The sequence below is a fragment of the Cohnella sp. GCM10020058 genome (assembly GCF_042683485.1).
Classification (GTDB): Bacteria; Bacillota; Bacilli; order Paenibacillales; family Paenibacillaceae; genus Cohnella.
Window position 1 is genome coordinate 62,541 of sequence record NZ_JBHUJV010000004.1, and the last position, 16,708, is coordinate 79,248.

The 16,708-nt window shown below is 61.4% G+C and carries 11 protein-coding genes; 7 read left to right on the forward strand and 4 right to left on the reverse strand.

Annotated elements, in window-relative coordinates:
• Positions 1 to 6: 6 nt before the first annotated feature.
• The 5 genes from ACFSR7_RS06580 to ACFSR7_RS06600 all read left to right on the forward strand — a co-directional run bounded on the left by ACFSR7_RS06580 (position 7) and on the right by ACFSR7_RS06600 (position 9,703).
• Positions 7 to 879: a carbohydrate ABC transporter permease gene (locus tag ACFSR7_RS06580; protein ID WP_378159829.1), complete on the forward strand. Its 873-nt coding sequence runs from the start codon at positions 7 to 9 to the stop codon at positions 877 to 879.
• 33 nt (positions 880 to 912) lie between these two features.
• Positions 913 to 2,466: an extracellular solute-binding protein gene (locus tag ACFSR7_RS06585; RefSeq protein ID WP_378159831.1), complete on the forward strand. Its 1,554-nt coding sequence runs from the start codon at positions 913 to 915 to the stop codon at positions 2,464 to 2,466.
• A gap of 329 nt (positions 2,467 to 2,795) precedes the next feature.
• Positions 2,796 to 7,583: a golvesin C-terminal-like domain-containing protein gene (locus ACFSR7_RS06590; RefSeq protein ID WP_378159832.1), complete on the forward strand. Its 4,788-nt coding sequence runs from the start codon at positions 2,796 to 2,798 to the stop codon at positions 7,581 to 7,583.
• A 152-nt stretch (positions 7,584 to 7,735) separates the two neighbouring features.
• Positions 7,736 to 8,746 (forward strand): zinc-dependent alcohol dehydrogenase, encoded by a 1,011-nt coding sequence (locus ACFSR7_RS06595; protein WP_378159834.1) that lies wholly within the window; start codon positions 7,736 to 7,738, stop codon positions 8,744 to 8,746.
• A 42-nt stretch (positions 8,747 to 8,788) separates the two neighbouring features.
• A complete protein-coding gene (locus tag ACFSR7_RS06600) occupies positions 8,789 to 9,703 on the forward strand; it encodes an AraC family transcriptional regulator (RefSeq protein WP_378159835.1) in 915 nt (304 codons plus the stop codon).
• Between the two features lie 86 nt (positions 9,704 to 9,789).
• Here ACFSR7_RS06600 and ACFSR7_RS06605 read toward each other — a convergent pair whose 3' ends face one another.
• The 3 genes from ACFSR7_RS06605 to ACFSR7_RS06615 all read right to left on the reverse strand — a co-directional run bounded on the left by ACFSR7_RS06605 (position 9,790) and on the right by ACFSR7_RS06615 (position 14,535).
• Positions 9,790 to 12,309, reverse strand: a complete 2,520-nt coding sequence (locus tag ACFSR7_RS06605; RefSeq protein WP_378159837.1) for an ATP-binding cassette domain-containing protein — start codon at positions 12,307 to 12,309, stop codon at positions 9,790 to 9,792.
• A gap of 109 nt (positions 12,310 to 12,418) precedes the next feature.
• A complete protein-coding gene (locus tag ACFSR7_RS06610; RefSeq protein ID WP_378159839.1) occupies positions 12,419 to 13,843 on the reverse strand; it encodes a sensor histidine kinase in 1,425 nt (474 codons plus the stop codon).
• Positions 13,831 to 14,535, reverse strand: a complete 705-nt coding sequence (locus tag ACFSR7_RS06615) for a response regulator transcription factor (RefSeq protein ID WP_378159841.1) — start codon at positions 14,533 to 14,535, stop codon at positions 13,831 to 13,833. Before ACFSR7_RS06615 ends, ACFSR7_RS06610 begins: the two co-directional genes overlap by 13 nt.
• Before the next feature lie 204 nt (positions 14,536 to 14,739).
• Here ACFSR7_RS06615 and ACFSR7_RS06620 point away from each other — a divergent pair, with 204 nt between their 5' ends.
• A complete protein-coding gene (locus ACFSR7_RS06620) occupies positions 14,740 to 14,958 on the forward strand; it encodes a Spo0E family sporulation regulatory protein-aspartic acid phosphatase (RefSeq protein WP_378159843.1) in 219 nt (72 codons plus the stop codon).
• On the opposite strand, the gene tadA is transcribed toward ACFSR7_RS06620, so the two are convergent.
• Positions 14,947 to 15,405: a tRNA adenosine(34) deaminase TadA gene (tadA, locus tag ACFSR7_RS06625; protein WP_378159845.1), complete on the reverse strand. Its 459-nt coding sequence runs from the start codon at positions 15,403 to 15,405 to the stop codon at positions 14,947 to 14,949. The two genes, ACFSR7_RS06620 and tadA, sit on opposite strands and share 12 nt — an antisense overlap.
• 241 nt (positions 15,406 to 15,646) lie before the next feature.
• Between tadA and ACFSR7_RS06630 the strand changes: the two genes are divergently transcribed.
• Positions 15,647 to 16,483, forward strand: coding sequence for a hypothetical protein (locus ACFSR7_RS06630; protein ID WP_378159847.1), 837 nt, complete (start codon positions 15,647 to 15,649; stop codon positions 16,481 to 16,483).
• The last annotated feature ends 225 nt before the right edge of the window (positions 16,484 to 16,708 follow it).

Sequence of the window (16,708 nt, forward strand, 5' to 3'; positions counted from 1 at the left end):
GGCCGCATGAGGCTCAGAACCAAAGGGGAAGTCGTCTACGAAATTTGCGTCTATGCCGGTCTCGTCTTGGGCATTCTCGTCTGCCTCATTCCCGTGCTCAACATCGTGGCGAAGTCGCTTAGCGGCGAGAGCTACGTCGTGGCGGGCGACGTCGGCATCTGGCCGGTCCACTTTACGACGGATGCTTACAACATCGTGCTCGGCAGCCCGAAGTTCCTCAGCTCGTTCCGCAACTCGGTCCTGATCACGGTCGTCGGCACGTTAATCAACGTCACGCTCACCGTGTTCACCGGCTACGCCTTATCCCGCAGCCGCTTGGCGGGGCAGAAGCTGATCATGATGCTGTTCGTCTTCACGATGCTGTTCCAGGCCGGCATCATGCCCACGTATTTGGTCATCAAGAATCTCGGGCTTATCAATTCGCTCTGGGCGCTCATGCTGCCGGGTCTGGTCAGTCCGTTCAATATGATCATCGTCCGTCTGTACTTCTACAACATCCCCGACAGTCTTGAGGAGTCGGGGAAAATGGACGGCGCGAGCAATATCCGCATCCTGTTCAGCATCATGATGCCGATGGCCGCCCCCGTCATCGCGACCACCGCCCTCTTCTGCGCGGTCGAATATTGGAACAGCTACTTCGACGCGCTGATGTACATCAGCGACGCGAAGCGGCTGCCGCTGCAAGTATTTTTGCGGGAAGTGATCATGAGCGTGTCGGACGCAAGCAACAACATCGAGATGATGGCCCAGACGCAGGTGGCGCAGGAATCCATCCGCGGCGCCGTCGTCGTGGCGGCTACGCTGCCGATCGTGCTCGTGTATCCGTTCCTCCAGCGGTTTTTTGTCAAAGGGATCGTGCTTGGCGCCGTAAAAGGCTAATATAGCAACTATAAGCAAAGGGGAGACAGCAATATGAAATTTAACCGTGTCACGCGTTCGGCATTAGGGCTTGCGGCAGTACCGTTGGTAGCTTCGGCGCTTGCCGCCTGCGGGGGGAACGATTCGGATTCGTCCGGGAGCGAGGCTGCTTCGTCCTCGGCCGCTTTGACTTCGTCTTCGGCGGCCTCCGGCAGCGCTGAAGCAAGCGGGCAAAAGGTCACGCTCAAGATTCTCGTGCCGAACAATATCGCCGAGTTCCCGAGCGGGAAGGACGTCAACCACAATGAGATCGCGGACGGCATTCGCGAGCGAACCGGCTTCGACGTCCAATGGGAGCTCCTGCCGAAGGATGCGGAAGCGCTTCACCAGAAGCTGAACGTGCTCATGGCCTCCGGCGATACGCCGGATCTGATCATCATGGGCAACTCCGAGAAGGCGCAGTTCGGCAACTTCGCGCAGCAAGGGCTGCTCACGCCGCTGGACGCGCTGCTCGACCAGGAAGGCGGCAATATCAAGTCGCTGCTCACGCCGGAACAGTGGAAATCGGCCATGTGGGACGGCCAGATCTACGCCATCCGGACGTTCAGCTACAGCAACGCGTCCTACGGCTTGACGGCGCGCAAGGACGTGCTGGCGGAGCTGGGGCTTGGCGTGCCGAAGACGCAGGATGAATTTTACAACGCACTGAAGACGATTAAAGAGAAGAAGCCCGATATGACGCCGTATACGGCCAACCTGTCGGAAGGGTTAACCGGCCTCGAGGCGATCGCGAGCATGTTCTATCCGCCCGTCGACTACGTGCAGAAGGACGGCAAAGTCGTCTACACGGCTGCGCAGCCGGAAGCGAAGGACTTCCTGGCCTTTGCCTCCAAGCTGTTCGCTGAAGGCTTGATCGACAAGGAATCCGTCGTCAACAAGACGGATAACGTGAAGGAGAAGCTGTCGAACGGCAAGGCGGCGCTGGCGACGCTGGGCTGGTGGGAAGGTCCGGCGATCGTCGCGGCGTCCAAGGAGAAAAACGCAAACAGCGATCTGGCGTACATCGATCCGCCGACGGGCAGCAACGGCTCGTTCGGCATGGGCGCGTCGTCTACCATCTCCAAGTACTTCATCATTCCCAAGGCAAGCAAGCATGCGAAGGAAGTCGTTCAGTTCTTGAACAAGGCTTCGGATCCGGCCGTCATCGACTTTATCTCCTTCGGGCTAGAAGGCACGCACTTTAAAAAGGAAAACGGAAAGAACGTGGCGCTCCCGGAGATGAGCAACATCGCCTACAAGGTGTATTACAACATGTTCGACACCGTCGAACTCGGCTTGCAGCGGATGGAAAACGCCGGCCTCAGCCCGTACTTCACGCCGGTCTCCAAAGTCGCCAAGTACGTGAACGTCGTCGATCTCGTCGCGCCGATCCCGCTGGTCGATCAGAAGAGCACGGAGCTGAAGGACCTGCGCGACCAGTACTTCCTCAAGATCATCACCGGCGCGCTGCCGCTGACCGCCTATGACCAATTCCTTGAGAAGTGGAAGCAAGCGGGCGGAGAGGACGTCGAGAAGGCGTTGAATGACGCGTATAACAACGCGAAGTAAAGGTTTCGAAGTAAAAGGCTGCGAAGTAAAAGGCTGCGAAGTAACAGCAGCAATCCCGGTTGCCCTCAGAGCGAGGGGGCCGGGATTCTTTTTGTGCGGCCGAGGGGGTGTCGGCTGAGGGGTCAGGAATGTCGAAGGCGCCGGGAGCGGCGAGTGAGCCGGAAAAACCGTGTAACTGGGGACAGGACGATAAGTTTCGCCACCTAATCGTAGCTTTATCCCGTTTTCCCGCGTTCCTCCGTTGCTTATAGTGGGAGTGTCCAAATGGAAGCGATTACATCGGGCGGCCATTCGGGCAACACATCCAAACGAAGCGGAGGAAAATGAAGATGGAGAAAAAAGCTTCACGGTCAGCGGCGGGCAAGGGGAGAGTCGCGCGGCTGGCGGTCTGTCTGCTATTGCTGCTGGCGATCGTCTCGCCGACGACGGGAGCGTCGGCAGCGGCGTCCGCGCTCACCGCAAGCGTCCCGAACCCGTCGGATTACTTTATCCCCAACGAGACCTGGTACCGCGACTTTGCGCCGGGCATCCTCAACCCGAACGAAGGCACGATCGAGCTGACGGTGCGTCTCGACAAGCCGTATGTGGAATTCGGCAACTGGTACGACTTCCTGTTCCGCGTCATTCCGGAACAGGGCGGACCCGGCAATACGCTGATCAACGCGCACATCCCTCCGCCGACCAGTAAGCCGACGGGGACGGATTACGCGCAGCCGCTCACTTTTTTCGTCAAGAACGGTTCCGGCACGACGGGGGCGTTCGCCTACGCGCAGCCTGCCAGTTTGAACTATACGGTCGGCCAATCCTTCAATCTTGCGTTCGTATGGAAGCTGGGGCCTAACGGCTATGCGGCGATCTACAAGGACGGCCAGCAGCTTGCAAGGCAATCGTACAGCATCGGTCCGGTGCAGGAGAAGTTCATGCCCTACGAATTCACCGTAGAGCGGGGCGCGCCCTACAATGTCAGCAATCTGAAAATCTCGACGAAGGCGCTGGCGCCCGGCGAGCTGGAGACGAGTACCGCGTCCTTCAGCCAAAGTACGGACACCTCTCTGCTCGGCGATATTACGCTGGGTCAGCCCGCACAAACGGAGAAGTTCGAGACGCCTTGGCATGTCTCTTCGGGGTACAGCGTCGCCAAGCCGGCATTCCGCAACGACAAGCAGGTGTTCGCGAAGCAGGCGGAGGCGGTCTATCCCGTCATGACGGTCAATTACGGCACCGCGGCTCGTACGTACGATGTCGCTGTCAAGGCGACCGATCCGGAAGGCGTCGTGGCATTTACCCATACGCAATCCGTGACCGTGCCGGCGGACGGCCAGTATAGAATTGAGGAGCTTCCCCTGCCCGATCTGGCCGGCAAAGTCGGATTCTGGAATCTGGAGACGACCGTCAGCTCCGGTGTCGGCGACGCTATCGTCTACAACAGCGCGGTCTCCAAATTGCCTGCCAACGAGATCTCGGTTGCCGACGGCGTGTACGCGGACTACTACGGCACGCATTCCGATTATAAGGATAGCATGTCGCCTTGGGCGCAAATCAACACGAGCGCCACCCGCGCCTGGGAGGACTCGCGCGTATTCCTGTGGTATGCGGTCGAGCCAGAGCAGGGACATTACGCATGGGAGCATGCGGATCAGTATGTGGACGCCGCGAACGAAGCGGGCCTGGACGTACTGGCCGTGCTCGGCAACCCGCCGAACTGGGCATCGACGCGCCCTCCCGTGAGCACGATTCCGGCGGCAGGATACGGGTCCTATTATTTATATCTTGCGGATCGATACGTGCCCCGGGACATTGCGTCCCAGAACGGCTTGCCCGGAGAAGGGGACGATTGGGCGGATTATGTCTATCGTACGATGAAGCGGTACGCAGGCAAGGTCAAGTACTACGAGATCGGCAACGAGATGAACTTCCACCCGCCTTACAAAGCGGATAGCTTCTCGGGCACGGGGGCCGAGTACTTCCGGATGCTGCAGATCGCCCATGAGCAGGCGCAGCGGGTGAAGGCCGAGTACCTCACTGAGACGGGACACGAGCTGGAGCTTTACGTCTCGACAAGCGGCTTTTCGCCCGTCTCGGGGACATCCGCCGATCGGCAGATGGCGGTCGATGCGCTGTCGGAGCCTTATGCCGGATACTACGATATCTTCAACATTCACGGCTACATGAAAACGGGAGACATCAAAAACGATGTGCTCGCTGCATACCGCGTGGCCAAGACGAATCATCCCGCTCTGCAGCTGTGGCAGGGGGAGTACTACCCGCTGACGGCTCCGACCACTGCGAAGAAGCTGTACGACACGGTCGACAGGTACCTGGACTACCTGAGCAATGGATTCGACAAATACTTCACGATGGGCGATCCCGCCGACAATATGTTCGTCAATCGCTTTACTTTGTCCCCGACGGAAGTGTTCCAGACGACCGCGGTGCTGCAAAACGAGATGCGAAAGGTCGCCGCTTACGTTGGCTCCTATGCTAACTTTCCAAAAGAAGCGTTGCTTCCCGTCAAGCATGTGATGCTGCGGACGGACGGGAAATACCTGAGCGTGCTGTCGGCGGACAGCCAGCCGATGAACGTCAAGATCGGCAATGCCAATAAGATTGTGCGGGTCGTCGACAACTACGGGAACGCCGTGCCGGTGCAGGCGGACGGCTCGGTGTTCAAGAAGGATGCGCTGTTCATCGTCAGCAGCGAGCGGCTGCAGATCGCCGGCCTCGATGCCGCCGAGGCGCCGTTGATCCGCAACGGCGGCTTCGAGCAGCTGTCGGGCGACCCGATGGGCGGACCGGCGGCGGTCAAGGCCGACCACTGGCAGATGGGCGCGGGCGTCTACGGGACGAATGCGTACGTGAACAGTGCCGCCAATGGCGCGCACGAAGGCGCGAATGCGATGTCGTTCGATTCTACGGGCGTTCCGTCCGGCCGCGTCTTCATGAACCAATCGTTCAACGTCGTGGAAGCGGGCACTTATATGCTGTCCGCGTACATACGGAAGACGGCAGGCGGGGCCGATCTTCAGCCGGAGCTGAACGTGTGGGACGGGACGAGCGACCACCAGGTTGCGCCGGCGGCACTGACCGGCCAGTACGCCTATTACTCCGAGCCGTTCAACGTGAATGAGCCGATGGATCTGACGGTTAACATCGGCATCTTGTCCGGCGCGGGCAAGCTCGACATCGACGGCGTATCGTTCAAGCGCGTGGAGGTGTCGATGGACAATTCGGATCCGACAGGCGTGACGTTCGCCAGTACGGTACCCGGCAGCGCATGGGACAACACGAAGGAGAATCCCGGCGCGAACTTAAAAAACTTTGCGCTGAATACAAGCCATGACGGCAATGCCAGCGTCACGTATACGCCGTCGATTCCCCTTGCGGGCATGTACGACGTGTACGAATGGCACCACGCGACAAGCGGCTCGACTGCCGCTCCCTTCACGATCCACCATGCGAGCGGAACGGCGCAGACGAGTGTGAATCAAACGGCCGCCACCGGCGGCAAGTGGAACCTCATCGGCAGTTATCCTTTTGAAGCGGGCACCGCGGGCAGCATCGTCATCACGAATAACTTTGCCGTCTCGACCGGCAACTTCATATTGGCCGACGGCATCAAGCTGGTCAGGGTCGGAGATAGGCCAGCGGCGTTCGCCAACGGGGACTTCGAGTCCCTATCGGGCGATCCCGCCTCCGCCCTTTTGAGCCATTGGCAGATGGGCGAGGGCACCTACGGCACGAACGCGTACGTGAACGCGACGAGCCCGTTTCAGGGCGCGTACGCGCTGACGTTCGACTCGGCGGGGGCGCCGGACGGGAGGACCGACATGACGCAGTCGTTTACCGCGCTCGAGCCGGGCACCTATGCGTTGTCGGCCTACGTCAAACAGCTCGACGGCGGCGCAGGCGTCCGTCCCGCGTTGGACATAACGGACGGGAACGGCTTGCACCTGCTCCCTTCCGTGACGCTGACCGGCCAATACGCGTATTACGCGCAGACCGTCGTCGTGCCGGCCAAGACGGACATCTCCGTCCGGATCGGGATTCGGGCCGGCAGCGGCAAGGTATCGTTCGACAATGTCTCCTTTGCGCGCATTCCGGATAACGTATCGATCGAGATGGATGACAAGGACGCTTCCGGCGTCGTCTTCTCCGATGCCTCCTGGCGCAACACGGGCGTCAACGCGAGCGCATTCAAAGGTGAATTCGCGCTGAACACGACAAGAGGCGGAGGCGCCACGGCGACGTATACGCCGTCTATTCCGGAAGCAGGCCTGTATGACGTGTACGAATGGCATCATACGACCGCCGGTCCGACGGACGCGCCGTTCACGGTCCGAGACGCGGAGGGAACGACTAACATCCTTGTCGATCAATCGAAGAACGGCGGGAAGTGGAACAAAATCGGCACTTTCGCGTTCTTGCCAGGCGCTACAGGGAGCGTGTCCATCGCAAACGGCAACCTCACCAGCAATTTCATATTGGCGGACGGTATCAAGTTTGTCCGCACCGGGCCGTATACGCCGGCCGTGCTGGCGAGCGCGAAGCCAGGGAAGCCGGCGTTGTCCGATAACAGCGGCAATAGCGGGTTGCGCGACGGCAGCTACGCCGTCACCATGAACATGTGGTGGGGCGCGAACGGCACGCAGTATAAGCTGTACGAGAATGGCGTCCCGATCGACAATACGACGCTTAAGGACGCATCGCCCGCCGCTCAGCAAGCGACGATCGTGCTGACGGGAAGGAAGAACGGCACCTATGTCTATACCTGCGAGCTGACCAATGCCCTTGGTTCTTCTGCCTGCGATCCGCATACAGTCGTCGTCAGCGACGCCAATCCGGGCAAGCCGGTGCTGTCCAACGACAATTGGGACCGCGACGGCGCCTACAAGGTCACGATGAACATGTGGTGGGGGACCAACGGGACCAAGTACAGGCTCTACGAGAACGGCCAGCCGATCGACGAGCACGCGCTAAGCGGTTATACGCCGGACGCCCAGACGGCTTCAACCTCCGTGTCCGGAAGAGCGCCGGGCGTCTACCATTACCGCGCGGAGCTGGTTAATGCGGCAGGCAAGACGGAGAGCGAGGTCATGGACGTAACGGTGGTCGGTTAAGCTGGCAGGCGGCTTCCGGACTTGCTTTTGAATCCGGAGGCCGTCCCTTACTTTTTGATAAAAGATCAGGGTTTATCTTAAAGACTTCCCTGTCCGAAATCGTTACATTGAAAGAAACGCAATCTCAAGTAAACTAAAAGGGTGGGGCAACCATGATCAACCAAAGCGTCGTGTTCGCGAAGCCATGGCAAGTCGAGGTCCAAGAGGGAGCATTCGCCGTACCGGCCTTGGCGGCCAACGAGGTCGTCGTCAAGAAGCTGTATACGCTGATCAGTCCGGGCACGGAGCTAGCCTGCCTTTCCGGCGGCGAGAGCTGGTTCGGGATGCCGGGAACGCCGGGTTACGCGTCGGTCAGCGAGATTGTCGAGGCGGGCGCGGGCGAGCAGCCGTGGCGCAAAGGGGATATCGTCTTTCATTATGGAGATCACTCCCGCTACCAGGTCGTCTCGACAGACGGCACGTTTCTGGCGGTTCCTGCAGGCTTGGATCTGCGGTGGGTGCCGTTCACGCGCATGGCGACGGTCGCCTTCACCGCAGTCCGCGTATCTAATATAGAACTCGGCGATGCGGTCAGCGTCACGGGACTCGGACTCATCGGGAACATGGCGGCGCAGCTGGCCCAATTGCAAGGTGCGGACGTCATCGGGATGGACCTGTCCGCCGAACGCCGGCGCATCGCCGAGACCTGCGGGTTGTACGAGACCTATGACAGCAGCTTGGGCGAGGGTAAGGCGAAGGTGGCCGAGCTGACGGGCGGCGCCGGTGTCTCGACGCATATCGAGGCAACGGGACTGTCCAAGGTCGCGGCCGACAGCCTCGGCTGGATCGCCAAGTCGGGAGAGCTCATCCTGCTTGGGAGCCCGCGGGGCGCGTACAACGCGGATCTGACGGACGTGCTCAATTATTGCCACCTGAACGATCGTGGCTGCATTACGTTCAAAGGGGCGCACGAGTGGCGTTTCCCGGTCGAGCCGGACCCGTTCGTCAAGCATTCCATGGTACGCAATTCCCGGATCGTGTTCAGCCTCATGCAGCGCGGCAAGCTGAAGATCGAGCCGTTGATCAGCCATGTGCTGAAGCCGGCGGAAGCGCCGTCTGCTTACGAGGGGCTGCGGTTCGACAAAGATCGTTATCACGGCGTCCTGTTCGATTGGCGCGAATAGCAATCGGGACTGGATGGCGCCGTTCAATGGGAGGGGCGGGCGATGGAAGCCTGGATGCATACCGTCTCTCCGTTCGTACGTGCGGTCAGAATGTCGGAGTCCACCTCCCTGTACGGGGAATGGATCGATTACGATCATGTGTTTACGTATGTCGAGCAGGGGGAGGCCGACTTCATCCTGAACGGGGTGAAGTATGCGGTCAAGGAGGGAGACCTGCTGCTGATGCCGTCCTTCATGCCCCATATTATCCGCTCGGCCTCCGCGATTCCCTTGATTCAGTGGGTGTGCCACTTCGATCTCTACTATGACGAAGAGCGTAGCACGTGGAGAGAGCTCGGCACGATGACGGACAGGCAGCGGGCGATTGCGGAAAAAGAGAAAGCGTTGGCGTCGATCGTGCCGATCGCCCATGTGCGGCCGCAGGACCGGCTCGAGCTGAAGCGCAAGCTTATGACGATGCTCCAGATTCATGCCGACGGCGGCTCTTACGGCTCGCTTTTGCTGAAGGCGCTCTGCACGGAGCTGCTGTATGCGTTCTTCGAGTGCCAGGCCGAGGGGCAGGGGCGCGAGGGGAAGATGACCCGAAGCTGGGTAAAGATCGAAAAAAGCTTGGCCTATATCAACAAGCGCTACGGGGACCCGCAGCTGGATAATGCCGGCATCGGCGCACAAGCGGGCATCTCGGCCAATCATTTATGCGCACTGTTCAAGGATCAATTAAAGACGACCGTCCACAAGTACGTGACGCACGTCCGGATCGAACAGGCGAAGCTGCGGATGCTCGAGAGCAATCTGTCACTGACCCGGATCGCCGAGGACGTGGGGTTTTCCGGCATTCACCCGTTCAGTCGGGCCTTCAAAGCCAGCGTAGGCATGACGCCCAGCGAGTTCCGGGCTTCCGGCGCGAAAAGGCGGGGCACCGATATCGCTTCCTCGCATTTTCGGGACGAAGCATAGCGAGGCGTGACCCAATCGTGAGATAACCGATGGACGAAAAGCAGGCAGCGCCCCGAGGGCACTGCCTTATTTTTGCATTCATGCGGTCATGCCTCTTCCCGAAGCTCCTCCACGACGCTTGCCTTGGCGATCTTGCGCAGCGGGCCTTGCACGGACAGCAGTCCGACGCCGAGCGCGAAGACGCAGGAGATGACCGCGCCCGTCACGGGGAAGGAGAAAGGGATCCCCTCCACGTTGTTCAGCTGGCGATATAGCAGGAAACAGATGCCGACGCCCAGTAACAGGCCCCAGAAGGAGCCGATGACGCCGAACCAGACGCCCTCGAGCGTCGCCATGCGCCGCAGCTGCTTCATCGTCATGCCGACTGCTTGCAGCAAGCCGAACTCCCGTCGGCGGAGCATCAGATTCGTCTGCACCGTGTTGATGATGTTCAGGCTACCGATCAGGCCGATGACGGCGAGAAAGCCGTAGATGAAAATTTTCATCTGCACGTTGAACTGCCGCGTCTGCCGCTGCTCTTCGATGAAGTCGACCAGGCGGATGGACGGGTCCTGGTTGGCCATCGCCTGCAGCGCTTGCTTGACCGGACCGCCGTCCGCACCGTCGGCCAGCGCGATGTCAAGGCCGCGCAGAGCGGTGCCGTAAGGCGCCTTGTCGGCAGGTACGTCCTTGAGCAGGGAGGCGTACGTCTCTTTGGTGCCGATGATATACAGACTGTTGTCCAGCAGCGTCGGGTTGAACGGCGCCTGGCTCAGGATGCCGCCGACCTTGACCTGGCGCATCAGGGGGTTCTTCTGATCGCCGAAGTTCAGGGAGATCGTATCCCCGATCTTCAGATCGGAGAGATCCAGGTTGATCTTTTTGTTTTCCGCGATGACGAACGGCTTCACCTTCTGGACGATCAGGACGGCGCCGGCCTCCGACAGTTTCGACGGATCGGCGGTGCCCGAGATGAGATATGGAGCAGCCTGCTCGAGGCGCGCCTCATCGTATAGCGTCGTATAGGCGGGCACGAAGCGCACTTCCTCGCCGTCGAACGTCCACTTGCCGAATACGTCATCGCCCATTTTGTGGAGATATTCTTTATTCAGCCTCGATGCCGGCAGATAGACGAGCGCGTCCGGCATGCTGTAGCGGCCGTAGACATGCTCTACGCCCGGGAGCGCCGCGATGTCCGCAACCGTCTTCGCGTCGAACGCGTCTGCCGATGCCTGAGAGGCATTGGCAGACTGATCGTTGTCCGCCGTCTGTGCGAAGGAGGACAGCATCTGAAAGGCGACCTGGTCGTCCCGCGAGTCGTTCACGGCCACTTTGAAAGCTTCCTGGGCGAAATAGTGGAACACGATAAACAGCGTGATGCTCACGACGATCGAGAAGGCGGTGATCCGGAACTTGGAGCGGTTGCGCCGGATGTTTTTGGATGCCATGTCGCCTTCGATGCCGAGCAGGCGGAGGACGGACGGCAGCCGGACGCGTCTGTACGTCTCGCGCACGATATTGCCCGTACCCCGGACGGCGTCGACCGGCGACACGCGGCTCGCTTTGCGGGCGGGGAGCCAGGCCGCGAGCAGCACCGCCAGCAGGCCGACGATCGCGCTGCCGGCGATGATCCAGGCGTGCAGCGTCAGCTTGAAGCCCTCGAAAGTAAGGATATCCGCGCCTGCTGCTGTCATTAGCTCAAGGACGAGCCATAGCCCGCCATAACCTACGACGAGACCGGCGGGGATACCGACGGCAGCCAGCAGGCCGGCCTCGCGGAACACGATGCCTCGCAGCTGAGCCGGCGTCGCGCCAATCGTGCGGAGCAGCCCAAAGTGCCGCATGCGCTCGAGCACGGCGATGTTGAAGGCGTTGTAGATAACCGCGATCGTCGACAGGACCACAAGCCCGATGAGCACGCCGAAGATAACGAGCAGCGTCATGTTCAGGCCCCTGTCCGCGGTTTCTCCTTTTAAGGCAAGCAGCTGCGTATTCGTGCCGAAAGTCGCAGGGCTGAGCTGCTCGAACTCAGACAGATGCGCGCTGGTCTGGTGGAATTGGCGCACGGCCAGCTTCAGCAGCTCCAGCACCTCGCGCCCGTTCGCGCTGTCGAGGTTGCCGGTCGGCTCGTCGGCGAGCACGATGGCGGGACGGTAAGCGAGCGCCCGGCCGATCGCGACGCGCTGTTGTTGTCCGCCCGACAGCTCGGAGGGCAGATGCTTGCGGCGCTGTCCGAGACCAAGCGTGTCGATCAGCTCGCGGATATAGGCCTTGTCCGGCTGACGATGGTCGAGCAGCAGCGGGAGCATGATGTTCTCTTCGACGTTCAGGACGGGAATCAGATTGTACGATTGGAAAATGAAGCCGATCTTGCGCCGGCGGAATACCGCCCGCTGCGCCTCCTTCAGGGCGTAGAGATCCTCGCCGTCGATGCGGACGGTGCCGTGGGTCGGGCGGTCGAGACCGCCGAGCAGGTGCAGCAGGGTGCTCTTGCCGGAGCCGCTGGCGCCGACGATGGCGACGAGCTCGCCTTGCGGGATGGAGAACGAGACGTTGCGCAGCGCTTCGACCAGCGTGCTGTTTTTGCCGTAGGATTTGCTTAAGCCGGCAGCTTCAATGACGTTCATGGGGCGGATCATCCTTTCCTCGCGATTGCAGTCTATCCATTCACGAGGTTCAGTATAGCGGCCCAACCTTACAGGGGGAGACGCCGCCGCTTACAGATCTGTAAGGAAGCTACGAAACGGGCAGTTGCGTCAGAGGAAGGGTCAACGTGAAAACCGTGCCGCCGCCCGCGGCCTTCCCGGCCGACAGCATCCCGCCGTGCCGCTCCGCGATCGTCTTGGCGAGGGGGAGACCGAGGCCGACGCCGCTGCCGCCTGCCTGGCCGGATGCCGCGCGATAGAACTTCTTGAAGATATGCGGCTCGTCCCGCGCGTCGATTCCGGCGCCTTGGTCGGTCACCCGCAGGCGAACGAAGATCGGCGTCGTTTCCCATGCGACACTCACGACGCCGGTCCGCGGGCTGTGCTCGACCGCGTTTTTGACGAGATTGGCAAGCGCCTCCGCCAGCCATCTCGGATCATGCGGCACTTGGACGGGCTCTACGGGGGCCTCGAGACGGATCTCCACCTGCCGCTCCTCGGCAAGTCGGCTGATTCCATACGCAGCCGTGCGTACCGTCTGCTCGATCGGCTTCCGCTCGAGCTGCATCGGAAGACTGCCCGCCTCCAGCCTGGCGAGCTTCAGCAGCATCTGGATGAGCCATTCCATGCGCTCCAGCTCGTGCGCGCATGTCCGTAGGAATTCATCTTGCTCCGCAGGCCCGATCCTGCCGCCCTGGAGCAGCTCGACATAGACGGTGAGCGAGGCGAGCGGCGTCTTGAGCTGATGGGAGATGTCCGCGATCGTGTCGCGGAGGAAGTCCTTGTCCCGGTTCAGCTGCGCGATCGTCTCCTGCAGGCGCAGCGACAGCTCCTGGACCTGATGCGCCAGGAGCCCCAGCTCGCCTTCGGCGTAGATGCGGAACTTCATCGGCCGGTTCTCCTTGACTGCCGCCTCCAGCGAGCCGGCGAGCCCGCGCACTTCGGCCAGCTGCAGCCGGGATTCGCGCAGCAGGGCGAGCAGCAGCGCGGCGAGCAGCCCGAAGACACCGGCGGCGAGCAGCGGCCACTCGCGCGAGCGCCGCCGTTCGGCCAGCGGGACCAGCGCCGCGTCCAGCTCGGCGTCGATGCCGTAGCGGGCTGCGAGCTCGCGCCCGAGCGCGGCCTCCGCAGGCGTGGCTTCGCCCGCGCCCAACTGCTTGGCCCAGGCTTCGGCAAGCGCCGGATCCCGCGCTGCGAGCGCGCCCAGGGCGGCCGTCTCCCGGGCGATCCAATCCTTGCTCAGCCTATCGGCGCTATACGCCGAGTAGGCCCACAGCAGTACCGCCGCTGTTCCGAAGGCCAGCAGGAAGACGACGGCCAGCCGCCGAACGCCCGCGCTCCGCCACATCCGCCGCCATCCGGGCTTGAACGCGCGGCCAGGCTTGTGCCGCGGCTGCGCCGGCGCGGCGTTTTCGCCCGCCAGACGCCCATCGTCCGTCATACGCCCATCGTCCGTCAAACGCCCATCGCCCGCCGCCCGTCCACCGTCTGTCTGGCTGTCCGCTAACCGTTCCATTTGTACCCTGCACCGCGCACGGTCAGTATTTTTTGCGGCTGCTGGGGATCGTCCTCGATCTTCTCCCGCAGTCTGCGGACGTTGACGGCGACCGTGTTGTCGTCGATGAACGCGCCGTCGTGCTGCCAGAGCTGCCGCAGGATCTGCTCCTTGGACAGCACGGCTCGCGGATGGGACATAAGCAGCGACAGCAGCCTGAACTCCGTCACGCTGAGCGTCACCTCGCTGCCGTCCTTGAGCAGCCGCATCTCGGCGGGGTGCAGCCGCAAGTTGCCCGACGACAGCATCGGTTCGTCCGCCGCCCTCGCATCGGGTCCCGGTCCCCGCCTTCTGAGCACGGCATGAATCCGCGACAGAAACTCGCGCAGCCGGAATGGCTTCGTAATATAGTCGTCTCCGCCCAGGTCAAGTCCCCGCACGACGTCCAGCTCTGTATCGCTCGCGGTCAGGAAGACAATCGGCGTCTCGTTCCGGCTCGCTCGGAGCTCCGCGCAGAAGTCAAAGCCGCTTCCGTCCGGCAACTGGACGTCCAACACGATCAGGTCAATCGCTCGCTCGCCTTTGGCAACCGCGGACCTGGCCTCCGCCAGGTTATAGACGCCGGTCACGTCAAAGCCCTCCTGCTTCAGCGTGAACTCGATGCCGCGATGCAGGGCGGCGTCGTCCTCGACCAGCAAAAGATGTCGATTCACGCGCGACGCTCCTCTCTCCATTCCGCATGGGCTGCGAAATTTGAAAGAAAATGGTTGTCTAAAAATGAGAGAAATTAACTCGTTTTGATCGACATTATTCAACATTAATCGAAAACTTCTTCATTTATAATAAGTATACTCATTCGCACGGTTGCAAGGCTGCTCATGCATCTTAGCGATTACCACAGAAAGGGGGCTGAACCATTGGATCCCCACCCGTTAATCTATCGTCTCGAGCAGCTCCAGCGCAGGCTGTGCGAGATGGCCGACCAGTTGGACAAGCTGACCGATCCGGAGATCGTCGCCGTCAGCGAAGAGGCGGACCGCCTCATCGTCCAGCTGCAGCGCATGCATATGGAAGGACAGAGCCTGAAGAAGATCGAAGCCAAGTCCGACGGGGAGCCGCCGCCTTCACTTTCTTGATCGCAGCCGCCTGAAAAAATGCCTGAGCAAGTCTGCGCACGGCTCCTGAAGCACGCCGGAGGTCCATTCGGCCCGATGGTTGAAGCGCGCGTCCTGCAGCAGATCCATCAGCGTGCCTACGCAGCCCGCCTTCGGATCCGGGGCGCCGTATACGACCCGCTCGACGCGGGATTGGAGTATCGCGCCGGCGCACATCGGGCAGGGCTCGAGCGTCACGTACAGCGTGCAGCCCAGCAGGCGCCAGGCGCCCAGCGAGTCGCTGGCTTGCCGTATGGCGACCATCTCCGCATGCGACGTCGGATCCAGGCTCGTCTCCCGCAGGTTGTACCCCGCTCCTACGATACGCCCTTCCTTGACAACGACCGCACCTATGGGAACTTCGCCTAGTTCTTCCGCCTTCTCCGCTTGCTTGATCGCTTCCAGCATCCACTTCTCGTCTTCCGTCACGTACCGTGTTCTCCTCTCAATCATCCCGCGAACATGCATTCGTTGTTAACATGGTGTGTATAGTTATGTGGATAACTTCGGGCTTTTCCACAGAGTTATTCACATATTGTACAAGGGTGTGGGTATAACTGATTTTTATTGTAACAGAGTGCAAAAGAAGTTCAAATGAGCAGCTGGGCGCGAATATACATAGCATGTAGACGAGCCGCCCCGGCAGGGAGCGGAGGAGGAGGCATGCGAATTGAGGAAGCGGGGATGGACGGAGCGTTTCCGACAGGCGACCGATCTGACGCCGGCGGGCAAGACGCCCATACTCGGCACGGCGCGCTGCACGGCGGAGGAGATGCAAGGCTATGTCGCGCGGCGTAACCCCGAGGCGCCGGACCTGGCCGAGCGCTATCTTGCGGCGGGCGAGCGGCATGGCTTGCGCGGGGACCTGGCTTTTTGCCATGCCGTGCACGAGACGAATGCCTGGCGGGGAAGAGGCGCAGAAGGCCTGAGCTGGGGGATCGGCGGCGCTGGCCTGGAGGGGGCGGGGTGGAGCCGTGCGGGCTCCCGGGCAGATGCGATTGAGCAGGCCGTCGAGGCGCATATGCTGCGGCTAGCGCGATACGCCTCTCCCGAGCGGTTCGTTCATGGGGATGAGCCGGTTGAGAGCGTCAATGGACGCCCCGCGATCTATCGGAAGTGGACGTATTGGGAGGACCTGGACGGCGTCATCCACCCGGCGCGCCGGGACGGCAGTGGAACGGTCGCGATCTGGCGGCGGATGCTGGAGTGGGCAGGCAAAGGAGGAGAGAGCCGAATGAATAGTAGTGCGAATGGCGTTGGGGGTATGGAAAAAAAAGTGGGCGAAGGAGCGCAGGATGAGCTTCGTACGGGAGAGATTGCGGCGGACGGGACTGAGCTGCAGTGGCTGCTCGCGCGCGGATTGGTACAAGGGCCGGCGCCGGCTGCCGGCAGGGCGGTGACCTGGGCCGAGCTGGCGGGCCTGCTGCGGAAATGGGAGGAGAGCGCGGGTTTGCAGCGCTTGGGGACGGCGGCGCCCGGGGTTGAAGCCAAGGCGCAGGCGGACTGAGCGCTCAGGGAAGCGGTGGCGCTCGATGGCGCCATCGCCTCCACGAGGAGAGGCGATGGCTCTCGCGCTCGCTTAGCAGCATCGCCTTCTTTACAGAAGTAGTTGACGCACGATCGGCCCCGTTCCGCCCTATCGCCGTCTCCAGCGCGCAGTTTGGCCCTTTGCCGCCCGATCTCCCGTCAACCGAGCGCGATCACCTACTTCCGCATACGTACATAAAAATCC

Coding starts and splice junctions, on each gene's coding strand:
- ACFSR7_RS06610 (WP_378159839.1), bottom strand. CDS start 13,843: ATGGAACGGTTAGCGGACAGCCAGACAGACGGTGGACGGGCGGCGGGC.
- ACFSR7_RS06595 (WP_378159834.1), top strand. CDS start 7,736: ATGATCAACCAAAGCGTCGTGTTCGCGAAGCCATGGCAAGTCGAGGTC.
- ACFSR7_RS06580 (WP_378159829.1), top strand. CDS start 7: ATGAGGCTCAGAACCAAAGGGGAAGTCGTCTACGAAATTTGCGTCTAT.
- ACFSR7_RS06605 (WP_378159837.1), bottom strand. CDS start 12,309: ATGAACGTCATTGAAGCTGCCGGCTTAAGCAAATCCTACGGCAAAAAC.
- ACFSR7_RS06600 (WP_378159835.1), top strand. CDS start 8,789: ATGGAAGCCTGGATGCATACCGTCTCTCCGTTCGTACGTGCGGTCAGA.
- ACFSR7_RS06590 (WP_378159832.1), top strand. CDS start 2,796: ATGGAGAAAAAAGCTTCACGGTCAGCGGCGGGCAAGGGGAGAGTCGCG.
- ACFSR7_RS06585 (WP_378159831.1), top strand. CDS start 913: ATGAAATTTAACCGTGTCACGCGTTCGGCATTAGGGCTTGCGGCAGTA.